General features: G+C 70.8%; 22 protein-coding genes and 1 tRNA gene. 9 read left to right on the top strand and 14 right to left on the bottom strand.

Features of this window, described 5'->3' with window-relative positions:
• On the bottom strand, positions 1-1,257 hold the full coding sequence (locus AB0N03_RS38880; RefSeq protein ID WP_364383088.1) for an extracellular solute-binding protein: 1,257 nt from the start codon (positions 1,255-1,257) through the stop codon (positions 1-3).
• Between the two features lie 9 nt (positions 1,258-1,266).
• On the bottom strand, positions 1,267-1,845 hold the full coding sequence (locus AB0N03_RS38875) for a LuxR C-terminal-related transcriptional regulator (RefSeq protein WP_364383085.1): 579 nt from the start codon (positions 1,843-1,845) through the stop codon (positions 1,267-1,269).
• 200 nt (positions 1,846-2,045) lie between these two features.
• Between AB0N03_RS38875 and AB0N03_RS38870 the strand changes: the two genes are divergently transcribed.
• The 3 genes from AB0N03_RS38870 to AB0N03_RS38860 are packed head-to-tail and all read left to right on the top strand — an operon-like array spanning position 2,046 to position 4,544.
• Positions 2,046-3,176, top strand: coding sequence for a glycoside hydrolase family 3 N-terminal domain-containing protein (locus AB0N03_RS38870; RefSeq protein WP_364383083.1), 1,131 nt, complete (start codon positions 2,046-2,048; stop codon positions 3,174-3,176).
• 46 nt (positions 3,177-3,222) lie between these two features.
• Entirely contained in the window at positions 3,223-4,092 is an 870-nt protein-coding gene (locus AB0N03_RS38865; RefSeq protein ID WP_364383080.1) for an oxidoreductase, read from the top strand.
• A 44-nt stretch (positions 4,093-4,136) separates the two neighbouring features.
• Positions 4,137-4,544, top strand: a complete 408-nt coding sequence (locus tag AB0N03_RS38860; protein WP_364383077.1) for a hypothetical protein — start codon at positions 4,137-4,139, stop codon at positions 4,542-4,544.
• Here AB0N03_RS38860 and AB0N03_RS38855 read toward each other — a convergent pair.
• Positions 4,522-5,826, bottom strand: a complete 1,305-nt coding sequence (locus AB0N03_RS38855) for an MFS transporter (protein WP_364383074.1) — start codon at positions 5,824-5,826, stop codon at positions 4,522-4,524. The genes AB0N03_RS38860 and AB0N03_RS38855 overlap by 23 nt on opposite strands.
• 110 nt (positions 5,827-5,936) lie before the next feature.
• On the opposite strand from AB0N03_RS38855, the gene AB0N03_RS38850 reads away from it, so the two are divergent.
• On the top strand, positions 5,937-6,884 hold the full coding sequence (locus tag AB0N03_RS38850) for an AsnC family transcriptional regulator (protein ID WP_364383071.1): 948 nt from the start codon (positions 5,937-5,939) through the stop codon (positions 6,882-6,884).
• Positions 6,885-6,907: 23 nt separating this feature from the next.
• Here AB0N03_RS38850 and AB0N03_RS38845 read toward each other — a convergent pair whose 3' ends face one another.
• The gene (locus tag AB0N03_RS38845; RefSeq protein WP_364383068.1) at positions 6,908-7,156 is read right to left on the bottom strand and encodes a hypothetical protein; all 249 of its coding nucleotides are present in this window, start codon (positions 7,154-7,156) and stop codon (positions 6,908-6,910) included.
• A gap of 321 nt (positions 7,157-7,477) precedes the next feature.
• Here AB0N03_RS38845 and AB0N03_RS38840 point away from each other — a divergent pair, with 321 nt between their 5' ends.
• From AB0N03_RS38840 to AB0N03_RS38830, 3 genes are all read left to right on the top strand, one after another.
• Positions 7,478-7,654 carry a zf-HC2 domain-containing protein gene (locus AB0N03_RS38840; protein WP_364383065.1) on the top strand — a complete coding sequence of 59 codons (177 nt, stop codon included), beginning with the start codon at positions 7,478-7,480 and terminating at the stop codon, positions 7,652-7,654.
• 45 nt (positions 7,655-7,699) lie between these two features.
• Positions 7,700-8,344: a methyltransferase domain-containing protein gene (locus AB0N03_RS38835; RefSeq protein WP_364383062.1), complete on the top strand. Its 645-nt coding sequence runs from the start codon at positions 7,700-7,702 to the stop codon at positions 8,342-8,344.
• Positions 8,345-8,670: 326 nt separating this feature from the next.
• Positions 8,671-9,690, top strand: coding sequence for a glycoside hydrolase family 19 protein (locus AB0N03_RS38830; protein ID WP_364383176.1), 1,020 nt, complete (start codon positions 8,671-8,673; stop codon positions 9,688-9,690).
• Here the strand turns inward: AB0N03_RS38830 and AB0N03_RS38825 are convergent.
• The 5 genes from AB0N03_RS38825 to AB0N03_RS38805 all read right to left on the bottom strand — a co-directional run bounded on the left by AB0N03_RS38825 (position 9,681) and on the right by AB0N03_RS38805 (position 14,527).
• Positions 9,681-10,442 carry an alpha/beta fold hydrolase gene (locus AB0N03_RS38825; RefSeq protein ID WP_364383060.1) on the bottom strand — a complete coding sequence of 254 codons (762 nt, stop codon included), beginning with the start codon at positions 10,440-10,442 and terminating at the stop codon, positions 9,681-9,683. The two genes, AB0N03_RS38830 and AB0N03_RS38825, sit on opposite strands and share 10 nt — an antisense overlap.
• Before the next feature lie 143 nt (positions 10,443-10,585).
• Positions 10,586-11,410 (bottom strand): carbohydrate-binding protein, encoded by an 825-nt coding sequence (locus AB0N03_RS38820; protein ID WP_364383057.1) that lies wholly within the window; start codon positions 11,408-11,410, stop codon positions 10,586-10,588.
• Between the two features lie 78 nt (positions 11,411-11,488).
• On the bottom strand, positions 11,489-12,370 hold the full coding sequence (locus AB0N03_RS38815; RefSeq protein ID WP_364383055.1) for an AraC family transcriptional regulator: 882 nt from the start codon (positions 12,368-12,370) through the stop codon (positions 11,489-11,491).
• A 160-nt stretch (positions 12,371-12,530) separates the two neighbouring features.
• Positions 12,531-13,700: a thioester domain-containing protein gene (locus AB0N03_RS38810; protein ID WP_364383052.1), complete on the bottom strand. Its 1,170-nt coding sequence runs from the start codon at positions 13,698-13,700 to the stop codon at positions 12,531-12,533.
• Positions 13,701-13,900: 200 nt separating this feature from the next.
• Positions 13,901-14,527, bottom strand: a complete 627-nt coding sequence (locus tag AB0N03_RS38805) for a TetR family transcriptional regulator (RefSeq protein ID WP_364383049.1) — start codon at positions 14,525-14,527, stop codon at positions 13,901-13,903.
• A 59-nt stretch (positions 14,528-14,586) separates the two neighbouring features.
• On the opposite strand from AB0N03_RS38805, the gene AB0N03_RS38800 reads away from it, so the two are divergent.
• On the top strand, positions 14,587-15,816 hold the full coding sequence (locus AB0N03_RS38800) for a cytochrome P450 (RefSeq protein WP_364383046.1): 1,230 nt from the start codon (positions 14,587-14,589) through the stop codon (positions 15,814-15,816).
• 230 nt (positions 15,817-16,046) lie between these two features.
• Here AB0N03_RS38800 and AB0N03_RS38795 read toward each other — a convergent pair whose 3' ends face one another.
• Both AB0N03_RS38795 and AB0N03_RS38790 read right to left on the bottom strand, forming a co-directional pair.
• On the bottom strand, positions 16,047-16,802 hold the full coding sequence (locus AB0N03_RS38795) for a hypothetical protein (protein ID WP_364383043.1): 756 nt from the start codon (positions 16,800-16,802) through the stop codon (positions 16,047-16,049).
• 160 nt (positions 16,803-16,962) lie between these two features.
• Complete coding sequence (locus AB0N03_RS38790) at positions 16,963-17,763, bottom strand: hypothetical protein (RefSeq protein ID WP_364383040.1); 801 nt, start codon at positions 17,761-17,763, stop codon at positions 16,963-16,965.
• 385 nt (positions 17,764-18,148) lie between these two features.
• Here AB0N03_RS38790 and AB0N03_RS38785 point away from each other — a divergent pair, with 385 nt between their 5' ends.
• Positions 18,149-18,478 carry a hypothetical protein gene (locus AB0N03_RS38785; protein WP_364383037.1) on the top strand — a complete coding sequence of 110 codons (330 nt, stop codon included), beginning with the start codon at positions 18,149-18,151 and terminating at the stop codon, positions 18,476-18,478.
• 109 nt (positions 18,479-18,587) lie between these two features.
• On the opposite strand, the gene AB0N03_RS38780 is transcribed toward AB0N03_RS38785, so the two are convergent.
• The 3 genes from AB0N03_RS38780 to AB0N03_RS38770 all read right to left on the bottom strand — a co-directional run bounded on the left by AB0N03_RS38780 (position 18,588) and on the right by AB0N03_RS38770 (position 21,567).
• A tRNA-Leu gene (locus AB0N03_RS38780) sits at positions 18,588-18,661 on the bottom strand.
• A 24-nt stretch (positions 18,662-18,685) separates the two neighbouring features.
• A complete protein-coding gene (locus tag AB0N03_RS38775; protein ID WP_364383034.1) occupies positions 18,686-20,029 on the bottom strand; it encodes a ricin-type beta-trefoil lectin domain protein in 1,344 nt (447 codons plus the stop codon).
• Positions 20,030-20,232: 203 nt separating this feature from the next.
• A complete protein-coding gene (locus AB0N03_RS38770; RefSeq protein WP_364383031.1) occupies positions 20,233-21,567 on the bottom strand; it encodes an NAD(P)/FAD-dependent oxidoreductase in 1,335 nt (444 codons plus the stop codon).
• Positions 21,568-21,600: the final 33 nt, after the last annotated feature.

Genomic DNA, 21,600 nt, shown 5'->3' with positions numbered 1-21,600 from the left:
CTACTTCAGGGCGGCTTGCGCCTGCTGGACGGCTTCCGCCCAGGCCTGGTCGACGCCGTCGGTCTGGTCCTCGATCCGCCCGAGCGCGCGGCCGAACTCCGGCCGGACGTCGGCGTCGCGCAGGCCGCGGTAGTTCGGCCGCAGCTGATCGGCCGACGCGGCGAAGATCCGCCCGATCGGCGCGTCCCCGAAGTACGGGTCGGTGTGCGCGACGACCTGCGGGTCCGCGTAGACCGACGGCTCGCTGGGCAGGATGCCGTCGGAGAGGAAGAGCTTCTTCTGCTGCTCCGGCGCGGTCAGCCAGCGCGCGAGCTCGTACGCCTCCTTCGGGTGCGCGCTCTGCTTCGGCACGGTCAGGAACGAACCGCCCTGGTTGCCGCTCTTGCCGGGCACGGTCGTGACGTCCCACTTGCCCTTGGTGCCGTCGCCGCCGGCTTCCTTGATCTGGCTGAGCATCCACGCCGGGCAGGCGACGGTCGCGAACGAACCCTGCTTGATCGCGACGTTCCAGGCCTGCGTGAACGTCGTCGCGGCCGCCGTCTGCCCCTTCGCGGCGATCCCGCCGGAGAGGGTGAAGGCGTTGTGGACGCTGGGGTTGCGGTCGCCGATGAACGAGTCGTCCCGGGCCGAAAAGTAGTTCTCGGGCGACTGGTTGAGCATCGCCGTGTAGACGGTCCCGGCCGAGTCGGCGAACTTCACGTTCGGTGTCTTGTCCGTGAACCGCTGGGCGGTCGCGGCGTAGGCGTCCCAGTCCGGCATCAGCTTCGCGACCTCGTCGCGGCCGGTCGGCAGGCCCGCGGCCTGGAACAGGTCGCGCCGGTAGCAGAGGGCGAGGCTGCCCATGTCGGTGCCGAGCCCGAGGACGAACGCGCCGTCGGTGCCCTGCGCCCACTTCCAGGGCGCCCACTGCTTTTCGAGATCCCCCGCGCCGAAGGAGGCGAGGTCGGTGAACTTGTCCTTCGCCTTCCGGTACTGCGGGATGTACTGCTCTTCGATCGCGACGACGTCGGCGGCACCGTGGCCGGTCGCGAGCTGCGTCGCGAGGCCCTTGTGGTGGGTGTCGAAATCGGTGACGCGGTTCTGCACCGTGATGTCCGGGTGCAGCTTCTGGTACTCGGCGATCAGGGGTGCGTAGCCGAATTCGCCGAAGGTGGCGATGGTGAGCTTCGTCGGGCCCCCGTCGTCACCGGGGCTGCAGGCGGCGAGCGGGATCAACGCGGCGACCGCGACGGCGGTCCGGCGGACGATCGTGCGCAACGGGCTTCCTCAGATCACACCGGCCCGCACGGCGTAGGCGACCGCGTGCGGCCGGTTGCGCAGATTGAGCCGGTTGGTCATGGCGTAGATGACGTTCTTCACGGTCCGCTCCGAGTAGCAGAGCTTGCCCGCGATCTCCGCAGTGTCCCAGCCTTCGGCCATCAGGCGAAGCACATCCACCTCGCGCGGCGTCAACGCGGCGGGGGTGCCCGCGTGGGCCAGGGCCTCGACCTGGTCGCGCAGCGACGTCGTGCGTCCCCGCGCGGCGGCCAGCACGCTGTCGGTGAGCCGGTCGAGCGCGGTCCGCGGCAGCACGACGGAGACGTGGCAGTCGGCGAGCAGGCTCAGGTGCCCGGGGTCGACCTGCCCGGCGACCAGCACGATCGCGGCGGGCGACTCGGCGGAGGCGGCCCGCAGCGCGGCGATCACCTCGCGGTCGACCTGCCCGACGGCGAACACGAGCACGGCCGCCTCGCCCCGCCGGGCGCGCGGCACGACCAGCAGCTCCGGCCGGGACTTCAGGTGGTTGATCAGTCCCGTGAGCGCGATCGGGTCCGAAGCCCACGCCGCCACTCGCACCTGGTCCATCGAGGCCCCTCCCCACTGTCCGTGTCCTGGTGGTGCCAGTCTGCTGAGGGCGCCTTCACGAATTCTCTAACCGCGGTGCAGCCCTTCTTCACATCGTGAAGCGGGCCGTCGACTACCGTCGTGGGGCACACCGACGAGTGAAGGGACCGATGAACCGCCGACGTCCGGCCGCCTTGGGGGTGGCGCTCTGCATCGCTGTCGTGAGTTCCCTGGTCACGGGCTGTCAATCGGACACCGTGTCCGGGCTGGCGGTCCCGCGGTCGCCGGTTCCTCCCCCGTCTTCGGCACGAACGGTCGCCCCGGCTTCCCCGGCCCCGACGTCGAGCCTGACCCGGCCCGGTGACTGCGCGTCGCTGGTCAACGGCCTCGACGTCCGCGGCCAGGTCGCGCAGCTGGTCATCGTGGGCGTGTCCGGCGACGACCCGGGCGCCACGGTGTCGCTGGTGCGGGACAACCAGGTCGGCGGGATCTTCATCGGCGGTAACGCAACAGCGTTGTTGAAAGATCGTTCGCTCGACGCCGTCCAGGCCGTGGCCAAGCTGCCGGTGGCGGTGTCGGTCGACGAAGAGGGCGGCCGCGTCCAGCGCATCGACGATCTCGACGGCGACTTCCCGTCGGCCCGCGTGCTGGCCGCGACCAAGACCCCGGCCGAGGTCCGCGCGCTGGCCGCCGACCGCGGCCGCCGGCTGCGTGCCCGCGGGGTGACCGTCGACTTCGCGCCGGACACCGACGTCACCGACGCCCCGGACGACGACGTCATCGGCGACCGGTCCTTCAGCCCCGACCCGAACCGCGTGAAGACGTACGCCGCGGCGTTCGCGGCGGGCCTGCGCGACGGGGGTGTCCAGCCGGTGCTGAAGCACTTCCCGGGCCACGGCCACGGCTCGGGCGACTCGCACAAGGGCACGGTCGTGACGCCGCCGCTCGCGCAGCTGCGGACGCTGGACCTGGTGCCGTACCGGAACCTCGCGGACTACGGCCCGGTTTCGGTGATGGTCGGCCACCTCGACGTCCCCGATCTGACCGGCGGCGTCCCGGCGTCGATCTCGCCGGCCGCCTACCAGCTGCTGCGGACCGAGTTCAAGTTCACCGGCCTGGTCCTGACCGACGACCTCGGCGCGATGAAGGCGATCACGGCGCAGTACTCGCTGCCGGACGCCGTGCTGAAGGCGTTGCAGGCCGGGGCGGACGAGGCGTTGTGGTCGTCCGGGGGCCGCGTGGACGAGGTGCTGAACCGGCTGGAGCAGGCCGTGAAGTCCGGAGAGCTGCCGAAAGCGCGCGTGCAGGAGTCGGTGACGCGGGTGCTGCGCGCGAAGGGCGTCTGCGGCTGAGCCTGCCTAGACTCCTTCGCGGAACAGCACCTACTTGAGGAGCGGCATGGCGAACCTGGGCGGCACGTTCACCCTCGGCGGCGAAGTCCCCGTGACCCGCATGGGGTACGGCGCCATGCAGCTGGCCGGCCCGGGTGTCTGGGGGCCGCCGCGCGACCACGACAGCGCCGTCGCCGTGCTGCGCGAAGCCGTCGAAAGCGGTGTCACCCACCTCGACACCAGCGACTACTACGGCCCGCACACCGTGAACGCGCTGATCAAGGAAGCCCTGCACCCGTACCCGGACGCGCTGACCATCGTCACGAAGGTCGGCGCGCGACGCACGCCCGACAAGGCGTGGCCGCCCGCGCTGTCCGCCGACGACCTGACGCAGGCCGTGCACGACAACCTGCGCAACCTCGGCGTCGACGCGCTCGATGTGGTGAACCTGCGGCTCAGCAACAACGCCGGCGACTACCCCGTGCCGATGTCGCTCGCCGAACCCTTCGGGGTGCTCGCCGAGCTGCGGCAGCAGGGGCTCATCCGGCACCTGGGCGTCAGCCACGTCAGCGCCGAGCAGCTCGAGGAGGCGAAGGCGATCGCGCCCGTCGTCTGCGTGCAGAACCAGTACAACCTCGCGCACCGCGAGAACGACGCCCTCGTCGACCAGTGCGCCGCCGAGGGCATCGCCTTCGTGCCGTACTTCCCGCTCGGCGGGTTCAGCCCGCTGCAGTCGGGGATCCTCGACGACTGCGCCGACCGGCTCGAGGCGACGCCGATGCAGGTCGCGCTGGCCTGGCTGCTGCAGCGGTCGACGTCGATGCTGCTCATCCCGGGGACGTCGTCGCTCGGGCACCTGCGTGAAAACCTCGCCGCGGCTTCGCTCGAACTGCCCGCCGAAGTGCTGGCCGACCTGGACCGGATCGGCACCGCCTGATCGCTACGCTGAGCGTCCGAACAAGTACGAGAGCGGAGGACTGCGTGGCGAACTGGGGCGATCTGGTCGCTTACATCAGGCAGGAATACCGGGTGGTGCGCGACGACCCCGACGAGCTCCGCATCCGGCTGATCTTCGGCGACGACCCCGACACCGAGCAGCGGGCCCAGATCATGGTGATCGCCCGCGAGATCCTCGACCAGCGCGAGGACTGGGTCCAGATCGCGACGCCGTTCGCCCGCCACGACGAGGTCGACCTCCTCGACGTGCTGACCGAGGTCGGCAACTCGACGGTCGTGGGCGGGCTCGCGGTGATGGGCGATCACCTGGTCCTGCGCCACTCGCTGCCGCTGGTCAACCTGGACATCAACGAGTTCATCGACCCCCTCGAGCTGGTGGCCGGCGCGGCCGAGCTGCTGGAGCAGCAGTTCACCGGCCGCGACGACTATTGAGCGGGATCACCGCCACGGCGGCGGCCACGGTCAACCCGGCGGCGACGCCGAAGGCCGCGGTCGCCGTCCCGGTGCGCAGGTAGAGCCCGCCGAGGAGGGCGACGCCCAGGGTGCCGCCGAGTTGCTGCACGGCGTTGAGCAGCCCGGCGGCCGAGCCCGTCTCGTGCGGCCGGACGCGGTGCAGGGCGGCGGCGAAGAACGGGACGGTGAACGTCCCCATCCCGAGGCCGCACAACACCAGCGCCGGCGTCAGTCCGCCGGCGACGGCGAGGATCCCGATCAGCAGCAAGGCCAGTCCGGCGAACATCACGCGGGCGCCGAACTCCGGCACCAGCCAGGAGCCGGCGAACCACGACGACACCGCGAGCCCGGCCGAGAGCGGCAGCAGCGTCAGGCTCGCGGTGCGGACGTCGACGCCGTCGCCGAGCTGCAGCCGCATCGGGACGAGGAGCATCAGCCCGGTCATCACCGCGAAGTACAGCAGCGACCCGGCGAGCGCGGCCGGGAACCCGCGGTGGGCGAACAGGCTCGGCTCCACCAGCGGCGCGGGCGTGCGGCGCTGCTGGAACCCGAGCGCGACGAGCAGCGTGGCCCCGGCGGCGAGCAGCGGCCACGACGTCCCGGCCGGGCTGATCAGCGGGTAGACGAGCAGGCCGGCGCCGGCGACGACGAGCGCGGTGCCGACGAGGTCGAGCTTCGGGCGCACGGCGGCTTTGTCCTCGCGCAGGAACCGCGCGGCGAACAGGACCGCCAGGCCGAGCGGGACGTTCACCAGGAACACCGCCCGCCACGACAGCGCCTGCGTCAGGACCCCGCCGAGCAGCGGTCCGGCGACCGCGGACAGGCCCATCACCGGGCCGATGCTGCCGAGCGCCTTCGCGAGTTCGTCGCCGTCGAAGAGCGCGCGAATGAGCCCGATCGTCTGCGGGATGATCAGCGCCGCCGCCGCGCCCTGCACCGCGCGGGCGCCGATCAGCAGGCCGGCGTCCGGCGCGGCCGCGCAGACCAGCGACGCGAGCACGAAGGCCGTGACGCCGATCTTGAACGCTCTCGCCCGGCCGAAGACGTCGCCGAGCCGGCCGCCGGTGATCAGGAGGGCCGCGAACGGCAGCGTGTAGGCCGCGCTGAACCACGGGATGTCGGCGGCCGGGCCGGGCAGGCCGGCGTGGATCACCGGGCCGGCGACCTGCACGATCGTGGCGTCGAGCAGGTTCATCGCTTCGGCGGCGAGCAGCACGGCCAGTGCAGCCCAGCGGTGCCGGTAGCGGGTCGTGGTCGGCAAGAGGTACCCCCTTTCGGTCGCCGCCGACCTTGGCCCGCTTCCCGTCACGACTTCCACTCATCGCGGTCGTCTGGCTGATTTCTTCCACGTCGTGGGCTTTGATGAGGGATATGACCGCACTCGACGACGTCGATCGCGCGTTGATCCACGCGCTGCATCTCGACGGCCGGGCGCCGTTCACGAAGATCGGCGACGCCCTCGGCGTCTCGACCCAGACGGTGGCGCGGCGCTATCGACGGCTACGCGCCGAAGCGTCGCTTCGCGTCGTGGGGCTGCCGGACCCGCAACGCGCCGGGCAAGCCGAATGGATGATCCGGTTGACGGCGACCCCGAACACCGCACGCGACGTCGCGCTCGCCCTCGCGCGGCGCGCCGACACCGCGTGGGTCAAGCTCGTGTCGGGCGGCACCGAGATCTGCGTGAACGTGTCCACGCCGGCCGCGAGCGACCATTCGCTGCTGCTGCGGGACATCCCGCGCTCCGCGAGCATCACGGCGGTCTCAGCGCACCAGCTGCTGCACCGGTACTTCGGCGGCCCGACGGCGTGGCTGGGGCGGGCCCAGGCTCTCGACGCGGCGCAGATCGCCGCGTTGACCCCGGCCTTCTCCGGCGACGGCAAGCCGCTGACCGGCGACGACGCCGCGCTGATGGCCGCGTTGCAGCGCGACGGCCGGGCGAGCCTGGCCGAGCTGGCGACGGCCACCGGCTGGTCCGCGGCGACCGTCGCGCGCCGGCTGGCCGACCTCCAAGCCGGCGGCACGGTGTTCTTCGACCTGGAGGTCGACCCGGCCGCGCTGGGCGCGACGACCCACGCGCTGCTCTGGATGGCGGTCGCCCCGGCCCACCTCGACGACGTCGCCCGGCAGCTGGCCGGCCACCCGGAGCTGGCGCTCGTCGCGGCGACGACCGGGACGGCCAACCTGGTCGCGCACGCGCTCTGCCCGGACGCGGCGGCGCTGCACCACTACCTGACCCGCCGGCTGGGAGCGCTCGACGCCATCCGCGCCCTGGAGACGGCGCCGGTCCTCCGGACGATCAAGGCGGCCGCGTCCCGCTGAAGCTTTCCCGAGAAAGCGGCGGGTCACCGCGACGTGGGGATCCGCACCCGCGCGACCGGGGGCAGCTGCAGGATTCGCTGCAGCCGGGCCCGGCCCAGCCGGTGGAGCATCTCCCCGAGCTCCTCCGGCGCGATACTGCTTTCGAGGTCGAGCCGCGTCACCTTGACGACGCGGTCGATCTCCGCGGCGGGGAGCCGCCCCGTGAACTCCCCGGCCAGCCACACCCCGACTTCTTCGACGACGTCGTTCGCCAGGTGGCTCCGTACGGTCATCGCTCTCGCTCTCCTCGTTCCGGATCGCCTTCGCCCAGGTCGAGCCCGGAAAATTCGGGTCCGACGCAGGTCCGACGACCCCGGTCGGGAGCCATGACGCCGAATCGCCGAAATTCGGGGCAGAAAAGCTTTCCGTGTCCGGACCGGTGAGTACCGTGACGACTTCTTGTCACTCACATGGGCTGTTCGACGCCTCAAGTTGTCGGCCGATCGGGTGGAAAACAGTGAAACGGTGCCGGCAACCGCGCGCGCGTCGGGACTCTGGAGATGTCCGGCAGTGCGGGCGTTCCCGTGCGGGACGCGGAAACGGAGACGCGATCCATGGCCCGGTACGACCGGACCGACCTCGGGGCGTACAGCCTGGGGCTGCTCGACGCCGTCGACACGGCGCGGGTGGAGCGGCACCTTTCGGCGTGCCCGGACTGCCGCCAGGAAGTCCGGGAGTTCGAGGCCGTCCGCTCGATGCTCGACCACCTGGGCCGCGCTCAGTCCACTTAGGACGGACCGCGGAAACTGTCGGTGGCCGCCGGTAGCGTGCGCGCCGTGACCGACTTCCTGACCACTACGCGCCACACCTATTCGATCGTCGCCGAGAGCTACGACCGGTTCGTGCCACCCATCGCCGAGGACGTGCAGGACCGCGCGCTGCTGACGGCGTTCGCCGACCTCGTCCGCGGGGCCGGCCCGGTCGCCGACCTCGGCTGCGGAACCGGCCGGGTGACGGCGTACCTGGCTTCGGCGGGCCTCGACGTCGCCGGGATCGACCTGTCGCCGGAGATGCTCGCCGTCGCCCGCCGCGACCACCCGGACCTGCGGTTTTCCGAAGGGTCGCTGCTCGCGCTGGACCTGCCGGACGGCGGCCTCGCGGGCGCGGTGGCGTGGTACTCGATCATCCACACCCCGCCGGCCCGGCTGCCGGAGGTGTGCGCGGAGCTGTTCCGCGTGCTGGCCCCGGGCGGCTACCTGCAGCTGGGGTTTCACGCCGGCGACCGGCACCACCACCGCACCGACGGCTACGGGCACGAGGGCTTCTCGCTGGACATCTACTGGCTGCCGCTGGAGCGGGTGTGCGAGCTGGTGGTGGACGCCGGGTTCGAGGTCGTGACGCAGGTGCTGCGCGACCCGGCGGCGCGGGTGCCGCAGGGACGGGTGCTGGCGCGGAAACCGGCCGGAGAGTCCGCGGCGTAGCGGCGTCGCGAATGACTCATTCGAGACCTCCGGCGCCCCGAATGAGTCATTCGCGACGCTTGAGGAGCCGCCGGAACCGCACCGCCAACCGGTTCAACTCGGGAGTCGTTCGCGCAGACCCCGTGCCCGGAACACCGGAATCCTTGACTGGACTAGACCAATCTGCTCTAGTGACCGGTGTCACCCTCGTCCCGGCCGGATGAGCACATCCCCTCCGACACCGGGCGCCCCCCGCGCCCGGACTGCGTCGTGGCCGAAGGAGTAAGCCAGTCTTGAGAAGACGTCTTGTCGCGGTCCTGTCAGCATTCGCCGCCGCCGCCGCACTCGTGCTCGGCGTGCCCGCCGCCACCGGTCAGGCCCCCCAGGCCGCGGCCGCCGCCTGCAGCGGGCCCAACTGGGTCGCCGGCCAGTGGTACGACGTGGGCGCGGTCGTCAAGTACACCAACGGCAGCTACTACCGCGCCAAGAACGCGAATCCGGGTTACGACCCGATCATCAGCACCTGGTACTGGGAGCCCTACAGCTGTGACGGCGGGGGCGGCGGGACCACCTGCAACGCCCCCAACTGGGTCGCCGGCCAGTGGTACGACGTCGGTGCCATCGTGCGCTACACCAACGGTGGCTACTACCGCGCCAAGAACGCCAACCCGGGCTACGACCCGATCATCAGCACTTGGTACTGGGAGCCCTACTCCTGCGGCGGCGGCACCGACCCGGGCAACCCGGGTTCGTTCGTCGTCAGCGAAGCCCAGTTCAACCAGATCTTCCCCGGCCGCAACAGCTTCTACTCCTACAGCGGCCTGACCGCGGCCCTGTCGGCCTACCCCGGCTTCGCTAACACCGGCAGCGACACGGTGAAGAAGCAGGAAGCCGCCGCGTTCCTCGCGAACGTCAACCACGAAACCGGCGGGCTCGTCTACATCGTCGAGCAGAACACGGCCAACTACCCGCACTACTGCGACACCAGTCAGCCCTACGGCTGCCCCGCCGGCCAGGCCGCGTATTACGGCCGCGGCCCGATCCAGCTGAGCTGGAACTTCAACTACAAGGCCGCCGGCGACGCCCTCGGCATCGACCTGCTCGGGAACCCCTGGCAGGTCGAGCAGAACGCGGCCGTCGCGTGGAAGACCGGGCTCTGGTACTGGAACACCCAGAGCGGCCCCGGCACGATGACCCCGCACAACGCGATGGTCAACGGCCGCGGCTTCGGCGAGACCATCCGCAGCATCAACGGCTCGATCGAATGCAACGGCGGCAACCCCGCCCAGGTCGAGAGCCGGGTCTCGAAGTACCGCCAGATCAGCTCCGTCCTCGGCGTCGACCCCGGCGCCAACCTCTACTGCTGACCTGACACGAGCGGCTCACCCGTCCACCGGGTGAGCCGCTCGTCCAGCAGGCGGCTCACCGCCGCGTAGTGGTCGTTCAGGTAGAAGTGCCCGCCCGCGAACGACTCCAGCTCGAAACCGCCGGACGTGTGCGCCGCCCACCGCCGCGCCTCCGCCTCGGTGACCTTGGGATCCCGGTCGCCGACCAGCGCGAAGATCGGGCAGCCGACGTCGGGCCCCGGCCGGTAGCGGTAGGTCTCCGCCGCCTTGTAGTCGTTGCGCAGCACCGGCAGCACCATGCGGACGAGCTGGGGGTGTGCCAGCACCCGGGCATCCGTGCCGCCCAGCCTCCCGACGTCGGCGAGCAGTTCGTCGTCACCTCGCTCGTGGATCCGCACCGCGCGGGGCGCCGACGGGGCGCGGCGGGCCGACACGAACAAGCCGAGCGGCCCGGGCCCGAGCCGCCGCGCGACCTCGAAGGCCAGGCTGGCGCCCATGCTGTGCCCGAAGAACGCCACCGGCCCGGCGACCTCGGCGGCGAGCGCGTCCGCCAGCCGGTCGGCGAGCACGGACAGGTCGTCCACCAGCGGTTCGGCGTGCCGGTCCTGCCGGCCCGGGTACTGCACGGCCAGGACGTCGACCGCGGGGGCCAGCGCGGCCGAGAGCGGGTGGAAGTAGCTCGCCGCCCCGCCGGCGTGCGGGAAGCACACGAGCCGCGGCGCGCCGGGCGTCGCCGGGTGGAAGCGCCGCAGCCACGTGGGGGAATCGGTCATACCGGCGAATGTCCCAGGCCGGCCCGTGCGGAGTCGACGCCAATCGTGCGGAAGTCGGGCGGGTCCCGGCGCCGGGCCCGTACTGCCGTAAGACCGCCGGAGCAGACCACCGACTTTGCCGGGACCCGGCCCTCCTCAGGGAGTCACCCGGCCCGCCACAGCGCGGGGACGGCCGGGGGTTCCCAGCCCGGCTGGGCGGTGTGCCCCTGCAAGCACACGTAGCCCTGGCCGCCGTAGGTGACCCGGGCACCCGCCGCGTAGCTGGTGCCCGCCGTCCAGCTGGTGCCCCCGGGCGGCGTGGAGGTCGGCGGCGTCGACGTCGGCGGGGTCGACGTCGGGTTCTGCGGGACGTTCAGCACGAAGTCGAACGCGGCCTCCTTCGCGGAGCCGTTGTCCCGCACGGTCATCAGCAGCCGCGCGTCGAAGATCGTGTCGGTGTTGTTCCGCGGCTCGTTCGGGAAGTAGAGCTGGGTGGTCAGGATCGGCCGGCCGGGTGCCTGGACCTTGACGTGGATGTGCCGGGTGCGGCCGGGGTAGAGCCCGGGCACGATCGTCGAGAGCCGGAACGCGCCCTGGGCGTCGGTGTACTGGTGGCCGCGGAAGGTGTAGCCGGTGTTGTCGTAGGCGCCGTTGACGTCCGCCTGCCAGAAGTCCAGCAGCGCGCGGTTCACCGGCAGGCAGGCACGCCCGAAGACGTAGCCGGACACCGTCAGGCGCGTGCCCTGGGTGCCGGGCGTGACGAGGTCGGTCCGTTCCGGCGAGTTCGGCTTGAAGTAGGGGCCTTCGGTCTGCTCGATCGTCGGCTCGTCGCCGTCGTGGCACGCCGGCGTCAGTTCCGGGGCCTGGCCGCCGGCGACCGTCGTGCGCGCGAGCGCCGGGCCGCCGATCAGGGCGACCGGCGCGGCGACGCCCGCGGCCAGCGCGGCGCGCAGCACCGTCTTGCGGCTGAGCTTGCTGTCTTCGTCCATGCCTGCTCCTCGTGGGGGCGTCGGGAATCCCCTCGAACGTAGGCAGCGCACCGGGTCCGCGACGATGGACTGGACCGGTCAGTCGTGGTGCTTCTCCCCGCCACGGCGGAAGTCGCCGGGACTCAGCCCGGTCTCCCGGCGGAAGAACCGGCAGAAGTAAGCCGGATCGGCGAACCCGACGCGCGACGCCACCTGGCGCACGGTCAGGTCCGTCCGGAGCAGGAACCGCTGGGCCTCGCGGGTCCGCGCCTCGCGCAGCACCTGCGCGGCGGTGCGGCCGGTCGCGGCCTTCACGGCCTCGGTGAGGTGCCCCGGGGTGACGCCGATGCGCTCGGCGTGCGCGGACACCGACCACAGCCCGAGGTCGGGACGGCCGGCGAGCCGGGCGAACTCCGCCGCGACCGTCCCGGCCGGCTCGGGCGGCGGCGTCCCCAGCAGCCGTCCGGCGCGCACGACCAGGACGTGGAGCAGCGCCCGCAGCACCGACTCTTCGCCGTGGCGATGCTCCTCGACGAGATCCGCGATCAGCCGCGTGACGCCGGCTTCGGCGCGCGCGTCCAGCCCCAGCCACGGCTGCTCGCTCAGCCGCCGCAACAGCTCGCGGTCGGGCGGATGGTCGAGGAGGAAGTCGTCGGTGAACACGACGACGTGGCCGGTCAGGCCGCGCACGCCGGCCCACTGGTGCACCTGGCCCGGCGCGATGACACCGAGGTGCGGCGGCCGCAGCGGCCGGCGCGTCAGGTCCACGACGTGCGCGCCGGTGCCGCCGGTGACGTGGACGAGCTCGTGGAAGGTGTGCCGGTGCGGGAACTCCGCTCGCGAGAGCGGCCCGACCTCGTCGAACGTGCCGACCGCGAACGGCGGCGCGTGCGGGGCCGGCACCTCCAGCCGGTGCATCGGCAGCTCCCCCGCCCGCGGTGGCGGGCAGGGCGTCCCGGGCGGAACGGTCGTACCGCGCATGCCGTCGTCCCTTCGCCGTCCGGGCGAAAAGTCTAGACCAATCCACGTGCGGTTCGCCGCTTTTGCCCCGATGATCGCAATCCGATGGTCGGGTCCCCGGCACCCGAAAAACGGGGTCGGTCCACAGTGGACCGACCCCGTTCCGGGTACTGCTTACTGCTTACGCGCGGCTGCGACGCCGGTTCACCAGCAGCATCAGCGCGCCGCCGCCGAGCAGCAGGCCGCCGACGGTGAACGGAACCGCGGCGTCGACGCCGGTGTTGGCCAGGTCGCCGCCCCCGCCGTTCGAGCCGGCCGGGGTGCTCGGCGCGGTGGTCGGGGCGCCGGCCTCGGTCCAGCTGGCGGGCGCGTTCGCGGTCACCTCGGTCTTCTCCGAGTCGGCGACGATCAGCGACTGCGCCGGCTGCTTCGCGTAGTTCTCGGAGACGAACAGGCGGCCGGTGTCCAGCTCGCCGGTGGCCTTGAGGGTGAAGGCGCCCTTGCCCGGCTTGGTGCCCGCCGGGATGTCGACGAAGAGCTTGCTGCCGTCCTTGACGTCCGAGCTCTTCAGCTCCTTGCCGTCGGCGTCGGTGATCTTGACGCCTTCGGGCAGCTGGCTGGTCAGCGAGGTGATGTCCCCGCTGGTGGCGACGCTGTACGGGCCGACCTTGCCGCCGGCGGCGCCCTCGGTCTTGTCCGCGGCGATGTTCAGCGTCGGCTTCGGCTGCTCGCCGATGCCCTTGTTCTGGTCACCGGTGAAGTAGGCGTAGAGCGCGGCGACGTCGGCGTTGATGCCGGCGTCGTCCTCCTCGGCCAGCGGCTTGGTGGCGTCCAGCTTCACGCCGTCGCTGAAGTGCCACACGGCGGCCTGCGTCGCGGCGATGGCCTCCTGCTCGGAGACGCCGCCGTGGAGCTCGACGCCCTGCTTCTTCAGCGCCTTGCCCAGCGCGTCGAGGCCGGTGCCCGGGTAGCCGTTGTGCAGCACCCAGTTGATCTTCGCGCTGTTCTCGTTGAACGCGCCCTTGGCCGGGTACTTGTTCCACGGCCGCTCGACCATGTCGACGTCGGTGCGCAGGCCGACGGTGATCTGCACGCAGTACAGCTTCAGCGTGCTGCCGTTGGAAAGCTTCATCTCGAACAGCTCGGCGATGTAGTCGCCGCCGCGGCCGAGGTTGAGCCGGTAGCCGACGGTCGCCTTGGGAACCATGTTCCCCTTCGCGTCCTTGACTTCGACGACGCGGCCGTGGGCGGCACCGTCGTCGGCAAGGGCGGCCGGCGAACCGATCATGACGGCGGCGGCCGCGGCGAGAGCCGCGATCCCGCCACGCACGAGAGTGGACCTGACCTGCATAAATCTCCTATCCGAGCCCGGACCGCGACAGCAGGGCCGCGCGCCCCGACCGGCGGCCACTGATTCGGGTGAGCGATCACCCGGTCAAGCGAGACCGGAGCTTACACGGACCCAACAAGCGCTACGCGCGGTGTCCCCATTAACTCGAAAGGCTTGAAAAATCGTATAAATCGGTCGCCAAGAAACGCCGAGGTCACGATTTAACCGGCGCTCACTTCGCCGACCGCCGGCCGCAACCCGGACACCATCCGCCCGATGACGGCGGCGTACTCCGCCTTCAGCCGCGGCTTGTCCACATCGGACGCCTCGGCCAGCGCCATCCCCGCCGTGCCGAGCATGCCGAACACCAGCCGCGTCGTCGTCTCCAATGGCTGGTCGTCGATGTCGCCGCCCTCCACCAGCGCCTTGATGAGCTGCTCGACGAGCCCGTACGCGTACTGCTCCTCGGCCGCCTGCCAGCGCAGCCAGCCCAGAGCCAGGGGCGCCTCGCGCCAGACGAGCGTGCCGTACACCGGGTCGCAGCAGCGGTCGAGGAAGACGTCGAGGGCCGCGAACGCCGCCGACCAGGGGTCCGCCGCCCGCGCCGCCGCGCTCGCGGACAGCTCCATCGCCTCGGTCTCGAGCTGCTCGAAGACCGCTTCGAACAACGCCGTCTTGCTGGCGAAGTGGTGGTAGATCGCGCCGCGCGTGGCCTGGATGTCGCCGGCGATGTCCTCCAGCGCCGTCCCGGCGAAGCCGTGCTCGGCGAACCGGCGGGTGGCCGCCGCCAGCAGGGCGGCCCGGGTGGCCTCGGAGTACTGCTCCCGCCGGCTCTTCACGGTCGACATGCGCAAAGCATAGGACATACACTGTGCATGTCACCGACACAGTGCATGTGGGGGTTGCCATGACCGATGTGATCGAGCCCGGCGAACTGCTGTTCAACCCGTTCGCGCCCGGCTTCTTCGAAAACCCGTACGAGCAGTACAAGATGCTGCGCGACGAGGACCCGGTGCAGGAGCATCCGCTGGGGTTCTGGTTCGTCTCGCGCTACGAAGACGTCTCGGCGCTGCTTCGCGCAGGCCTCTCGGTGGAAGTTGCGAACCTGGCGCCGTCGCCGATGACGCAGCAGATGGAGTACTTCGGCGAGGAGGGCAACGCCGGTGCGCTGAACCTCTCGATGCTCGACCGCGACCCACCCGACCACACGCGGCTGCGTTCGCTGGTGACGAAGGTGTTCACCCGCCGCGCGATCGCCGCGCTGGAGCCGAAGATCGCCGGCCTGGTGGACGCCGCGCTGGACCGCATGGCCGAGAAGGGCGACTCGGACCTGGTCGAGGAGCTGGCGTTCCCGCTCCCGTTCGCGGTGATCTCCGAGATGCTCGGCATGCCCCCGACGGACCATTCGAGGATCCGCGAGCTGAGCGGAACCCTGGTGCGCTCGCTGGAGATCGTCGCCGACGAGGAGACCGCCCGCGCGATCACGGCGGCGGACGCCGAACTGAGCGGGATCACCCGCGACGTGCTCGCGTGGAAGCGCGACCACCCGGCGGACGACCTGCTCACGGCGTTGATCCAGGCCGAGCACGACGGCCAGGTCCTCGACGGCGACGAGCTGGTCGCCCAGGTGGTGCTGCTCTACGTGGCCGGCCACGAGACGACGGTCAACCTGATCGCCAACGGCGTGAACGCACTGCTGCGCCACCCTTCCCAGCTGCGGCTGCTGCGCGCGCAGCCGGACCTGGCGACGAACGCGGTGGAGGAGTTCCTCCGCTACGACTCACCGGTCCAGCAGACCCGCCGGATCACGACCACGCCGCACGAGGTCGCGGGCCAGGAGATCCCGGCGGGCACGTTCGTCCTGGCCTGCCTGGGCTCGGCCAACCGCGACGAGCGCTTCTTCGGCCCGGACGCCGACGAGCTGCGGCTCGACCGGCCGAACGCCCGCCACCAGGTGTCGTTCGGCGCGGGTCCGCACCACTGCCTCGGGGCGGCGCCAGCCCGTCTCGAAGGCCAGGTCGCCATCAGCCGGCTGGTTCAGCGCTTCTCCGATCTGGGATTCGCCGGAGAACTGGAGTGGAACGGCCGGATCAACCTGCGTGGCCCGGCGAAGTTCCCGGTCACCGTGCACGCCTGACGCGACCGCGGGCCCGGCGACTACGCCGGGAGCGGAGAAGTACACGTTCCCGGCACTGGCGGTGACGGACTCGACGATCGAAGGTTCGCCGAAGGCGGTGGCGGCTCTGCTGCGGGCGGATCCGTCTCTCGCTACCGAGGTCGGCTCGCGGTTGTTCCCGGCGCGAGAGGCGTCGACAGCACTCAGGGCCGGAGGCGGGTGCGCTTCCGGCCCTGAGCGTGGGTGTGCTGCTACTTGTGCAGGAGTGCGGTCGCCGATTCGATCAGGCTTCCCGGACCGTGCTGGGTCAGCGGGGCGGTGACCGCATTGGTGTTGTAGCGCCCGCCGTGGGTCAGCGGGGTGCTCCCGGCCAGCTGGGTCACGTCGGGCAGCCCGTTCAGCGCGGGTGCCTGCGTCGGGAGGACTCCGTTGGTGCTCGGCAGCAGGCCGCCCAGCAGCGGAAGCGTCCCCGCGGGCTGGTCAGCACGCCGGTCGTAAGTCGACTGGACCGCCTCGGTCGAGGCGCCGGAGTTCTGCAGGCCGGTGACCCGGGTGCCCGCACCGGGGTTCAGGGGCTGGGTGGAGACGTCTCCGCGCAGCGGCAGCACCGGCAGAACGGGCAGGTCGGTGGCCGCCAGCTCACTGCCCAGCGGCGCGTTGAGGTCCTGCTCCGGCTGGTCGTCGCTGACTTCGGCGCTCGGCGCCGGAACGTGCTGGAGCAGCTGCGCCGGCACGGTGTGCAGCACCCCCGCGGGGGCTTCGGTGGCCGCGGCGGGACGCTGCTGGATGACGGCGGGCAGCACCGCGGTGAGGGTCTGGACCGGGTGCGCGCTGTTGATCGCGTCCGCGGCGCCGTGCAGCCCGGGGTTCGTGGCGATCTGGTCCAGCGGCGAGACCGAGACGTCGGGGTCGACGGTCTCGGCCCCGGACGCGCTGGCGGTCCCCACCATCAGCAGGCCGCCGCTGACCAGTGCGACCTGCAGGGTGCGCTTCGTCTGGACTCGCATGACAAATACTCCTTCGATCAAACAATGGATTAAATGGTTCACTGAATAACGGAAATGAGAGAACAGGCACGCTTCACCCGGAATCGGATCGAGCGCTGTGACAACACCCGACGCGAGCGGGGAACCTGCGTACTTCGCGGGCCGGAAAGGCCGGCGTGTGTCAGTCCGGCGTGACGCCGGGCTGGATCTCCACGGACGTCACGGCTCGGCGCAGCACGTCATTTCGACGGTGCGAGGGCTGCACGTGTTCCGCTTCAGAGAACTGCACCGCGTCACCGCAACCGCGGTCGTGGCCGGCGGTGAGTCCGGCACTGGCCGGAACCACGCAGGAAGGCAGCCACGATCCGCCGACGGGCCCACTTACGCCGTGCGCGGACGGGTGGTCAACGTCCGGCTGACCGGCGATTTCGGGCAGGACCGCGCGGACCGGGATCGCCGCCGAGGCGTGGCCGGCCGGTCGTTCCTGCGGGCTGCTGATCGCCGGTGCGCGCGTGAGGTCGTTCGACGCCTCGGCATCGGGACCGGCGGGCGAGATGTGGTCGCTCGGGCTGTCGGCCGGCGAGACCAGTCCGGTCAGGTCGGTCGCGGCCACGGCGAGGATGGTGGCGCTGGTTTCGAGCACGTCGGCCAGCGGGACCGTGTGCGCGGCTGCTCCGGGCAGGTCGCGCACGCGGGCAAGGGCGGGCGTCGCCGCGTCGCGTGCCACGGGAACGTCGCGTGCCACGGGAACGGAGCCGGCTACCCGCGAAAGAACGGGCGGCTCGCCGATGGCGGTCACGACGGCCGAAACACTCGACCCGATCGGCTCGTCCGTGGCCGAGGTGACGGTGCTGGCCGACGCCGTTGCGGAAAGCCACGCGATCGCGGAGACCGCGGCGGCGCCGCCGATCACGACCAGCGCGCGCACCAGGAACCGACCGGCGTTCGCCGTGTCGCCTCCCCGGCTCGTCGCACTCGTCACGATCTCGATCCCGCCTGTTCGCCAGTTCTTCCGTCACCGGCGATCAATCACGCCGATTCGACCATTCACCATAATCACACGCCGTTCACCGGTGTTGCCTTACCCCGCTTCCGGGGCCGCATCGACGCGTATTCGACCGGTGCGAGCGTCCACAACCCGGCGCTCGACCAGGGGAAACCCACCCCGCCGTAGTCGAATAGGTGCGCGTTGAGCGTGCGACGTCGATTCAGCCGATATAGCTACAAACCCACTGGATTTCGCGGATTCTCGCGACACGATCGGGGGACCTGCGCGTGAATCACGGCCGCGGCGTGCACCCTTCCCACCGACGACGCTTTCACCGCCGTCGTCGATCCCCGTTTCGTTCTCACCCGAGGAGATCTCCATGATCAAGAAGATCGGCCTGATCACCGCCGCCGTCGCCGCCGGCGCGTTCCTCACCGGCGGGATCGCCGCCGCCGACACCCCGGGCGACTCCGACCAGGTCGGCCTGGTGAACCTCGAAAACACCGACGTGCTGCACAACGTCAACGTGACACCGGGCATCTGCGGCAACGACGTCAACGTCCTCGGCGTCCAGGTCCCGATCGGCGACGCGCTCAACGGCATCGGCGTCCCGGTCCTGTCGCTGGGCGAGCACGAGGCAAGCGGCGAGAACCCGTACAACTGCGCGTCGGGAGCAATCACCGACGGCGGCACCGGCCAGGGCAACTGACCCCGCGGCTGGATTTCATTACGTCGGGGCGGTCACCTACAGGTGCCCGCCCCGGTGTGACAACCGGTCGCGGCCGGCGAACCGGCCGAGAACGTATGGATGCTGTGCGTGCCCCCGACGGGGTTCGAACCCGCACTGAATCGATTTTAAGTCGACTGCCTCTGCCGATTGGGCTACGGGGGCACCGCACACTCTAGGTGATGGCCGCTAGTGCAGCGTCCACGACTGGTTCGCCGCTCCCGTGCACGTCCAGATCTGCAGCGGCGTGCCGTCCGCCGAGCTCGGGCCCGTTGCGTCCAGGCACTTGCCCGATGCCGGGTTCAGCAGCTGGCTTCCCGATGCCGTCCACTGCTGCGCGCCCGTTCCGTTGCAGTCGTACAGCTGGACCTTCGACCCGTTCGCCACTCCCGCCGCGTTGATGTCCAGGCACTTGCCCAACGCCCGCAACGTTCCCGACGTCGACGTCCACTGCTGCGCGTTCGTCCCGTTGCACGTGTACAGGTCCACCGTCGTGCCGTTGGCGGAAGACGCACCCGCCACGTCGACGCACTTGCCGCCGTAGCCCGTGATCGTGCCTCCGCCGCCAGTAGGCGGGGTTGTCGTGCCGCCGCCCGTGATCGCGTTGAAGATCCTCGAGTACGCGTAACCCGTCGCGCGGTCGTAGTCCTGGAGCTCCCAGAACGACAGCTCCGCGACGCCGTTCGACGCCGCGAACGTCTCCAGTTGCTGCGCGTCCGACTGGCTGAACTGCGCGCCGTCGTCGTTGCGGCCCGCGATCGGGGTCAGGCCCATCATCGCGTACGCCGCCGACGTCGAAATCCCGTACAGGCCGGCCAGCTGGGACGCCGATGCCCGCGCCGCCGAGAGGGCGTCGCCCAGGACCGGCTGGCCGTCGTAGAAGTCCATCACCATCAGGTTGACCACGCTGATCTTGACGCCCTTGTTCTTCGCGTCGCGCAGCAGGTCGAGCTCCTTCGACGGGATGCCCGTCGGGTCGACCGCCAGCGTGTAGTCGACCTGGACCGCGCCGTTCTGCTGTTGCAGCGCGGCCAGCGCGGAGTTGCGGCGCTGGTTCGACGCCGTGTCGTTCAGGACGCCGCCTTCGATGTCGAAGTCCAGGCGCGGCGTGCCGTACGTGTTGACGACGTTGGCGTAGGCCGCGGTCAGGCTCGCGGTGTTCGTGCAGGTCTGGGCCAGCTCACCGCCTTCGGCGCCGCCGAACGACGGGATGACGTTGCCGCCCGCCGCCTGCAGCGCGCTGATCTGCGACTTGAACGAGCCGACGCCGGTGCCGTTCGCCTCCCACACCGGCGTGCAGCCGGACTGCGGGGTGAGGAACGCCAGCGTGAAGAACTTCGTGCCGGTCGCGTTCAGGTCGGCGGCCATCTGGCCGGCGTCACCGTCGCTGATCTGCAGGTACGGCGCCGCGTAGTGGGCGGGGAACGCCCCGCCGGCCGCGGCGGCCGTCGAGGGGGTGGCGGCGAGGACGGCGGCACTGGCCACGATCGGCAAGGCCGCGACGAGCGCCGCTTTGGTGCGGGAAAAGGACATGGCAAAGCTCCAAGGGGGACCGTGGGGAGAGGAGCCGGAGCGGACTTATTCCGCGTTGTGAAGAAAGGGTTTACCCGCTCACCGGCCCAGTTGTCCAGACCATGTCGCTCACCGGCACACAGCCGGATTTTCCCTGCCAAACCGGCGAAAACGCCGAAAAGCCCCCACTCGCCGAAGCGACCGGGGGCTTTCGAAAGAAAACGTCAGGACTTCGAGACGCGCGCGAACTCGTCCTTCGGGTTGTTGATCTGCCCGAGCGAGATCACCTCACGCCGGAACAGCCCGCCGAGGATCCAGTCGAACAGGATGCGGATCTTGCGGTTCCACGTCGGCATCGCCTTGAGGTGGTACGCGCGGTGGAAGAGCCACGCCGGGAAGCCCTTGATCTTCAGGTTCAGCGCGTCGGCCACGCCCTTGTGCAGGCCGAGGCTCGCGACCGCGCCGAGGTTCTTGTGGAAGTAGTCCTTCGGCTTGCCGCCGCGGATCACCTTGATGATGTTCTTCGCCAGCAGCGTCGCCTGGCGGACCGCGTGCTGCGCGTTCGGCGGGCACGTCGCCGTCGGGTCCTCTTCCGTGCGCGACAGGTCCGGGATCGCCGCGTTGTCGCCCGCGGTCCACACCTCCGGGTGACCCACGACCTGCATCGCGGCCGTCGCCTCGAGGCGGCCGCGCTTGTCGAGCGGCAGGTCCGAGTTGGCCAGCACCGGGTTGGCCTTCACGCCGGCCGTCCAGATGAGCGTGTCGGTGTCGAACTCCGTGCCGTCCGAGAGCACGACGTGGCCGTTCTCGAACGACTTCGCCGCCGTCGACAGGTACACCTCGATGCCGCGCTTCTCCAGCTGCTCGACCGTGTACACGCCCAGGGTCTCGCGGACCTCGGGCAGGATCCGGCCGGCGGCCTCGACGAGCACCCAGCGGACGTCGGACGGCTGGATGTTCGGGTAGTAGTTCTCGACCGCGAACCGGGTCATGTCCTCGAGCTCGGCCAGCGCCTCGATGCCGGCGAACCCGCCGCCGACCACCGTGAACGTCAGCAGGCGCTTGCGCAGCTCGGGGTCGAGCGTGCTCGCCGCCTCGTCGAGCTTGGTCATGATGTGGTTGCGGAGGTAGATCGCCTCGCCGATGGTCTTGAAGGCGATGCCCTGCTCGACCAGGCCCGGGATCGGCAGGATGCGGGCGACGGCGCCGAGCGCGACGACCAGGACGTCGTAGCCCAGCTGCTCGACGTGGCCGTCGGCCGCCTCGACCGTGACGGACTTCTTGTCGTTCTCGATCTTGGTGACGCGCGCGGTCAGCACGTGGCAGCGCTTGAGCACCCGCCGCAGCGGCACGACCACGTGCCGGGGCTCGATCGCGCCGGCCGCGGCCTCCGGGAGGAACGGCGCGTAGGTCATGTGGGGCTGCGGGTCAACGACGGTCACGGAGGCCTCGTTGGCCCGGAGCATCTTCTGGAGGCCGTACGCCGTGTAGAGCCCGACGTACCCACCACCGAGGACGAGGATCCGAGTCGGTTCCGACTTCGACTTCGCAGCAGCCATGAGCCAATAGTCGCACCTTCACACGGACCTTGC

This window comes from Amycolatopsis sp. NPDC051061, assembly GCF_040682935.1.
Classification (GTDB): domain Bacteria; phylum Actinomycetota; class Actinomycetes; order Mycobacteriales; family Pseudonocardiaceae; genus Amycolatopsis.
The sequence above is the reverse complement of the archived record's forward strand: the minus strand, read 5'-3'. Positions and strand labels throughout refer to the sequence as shown.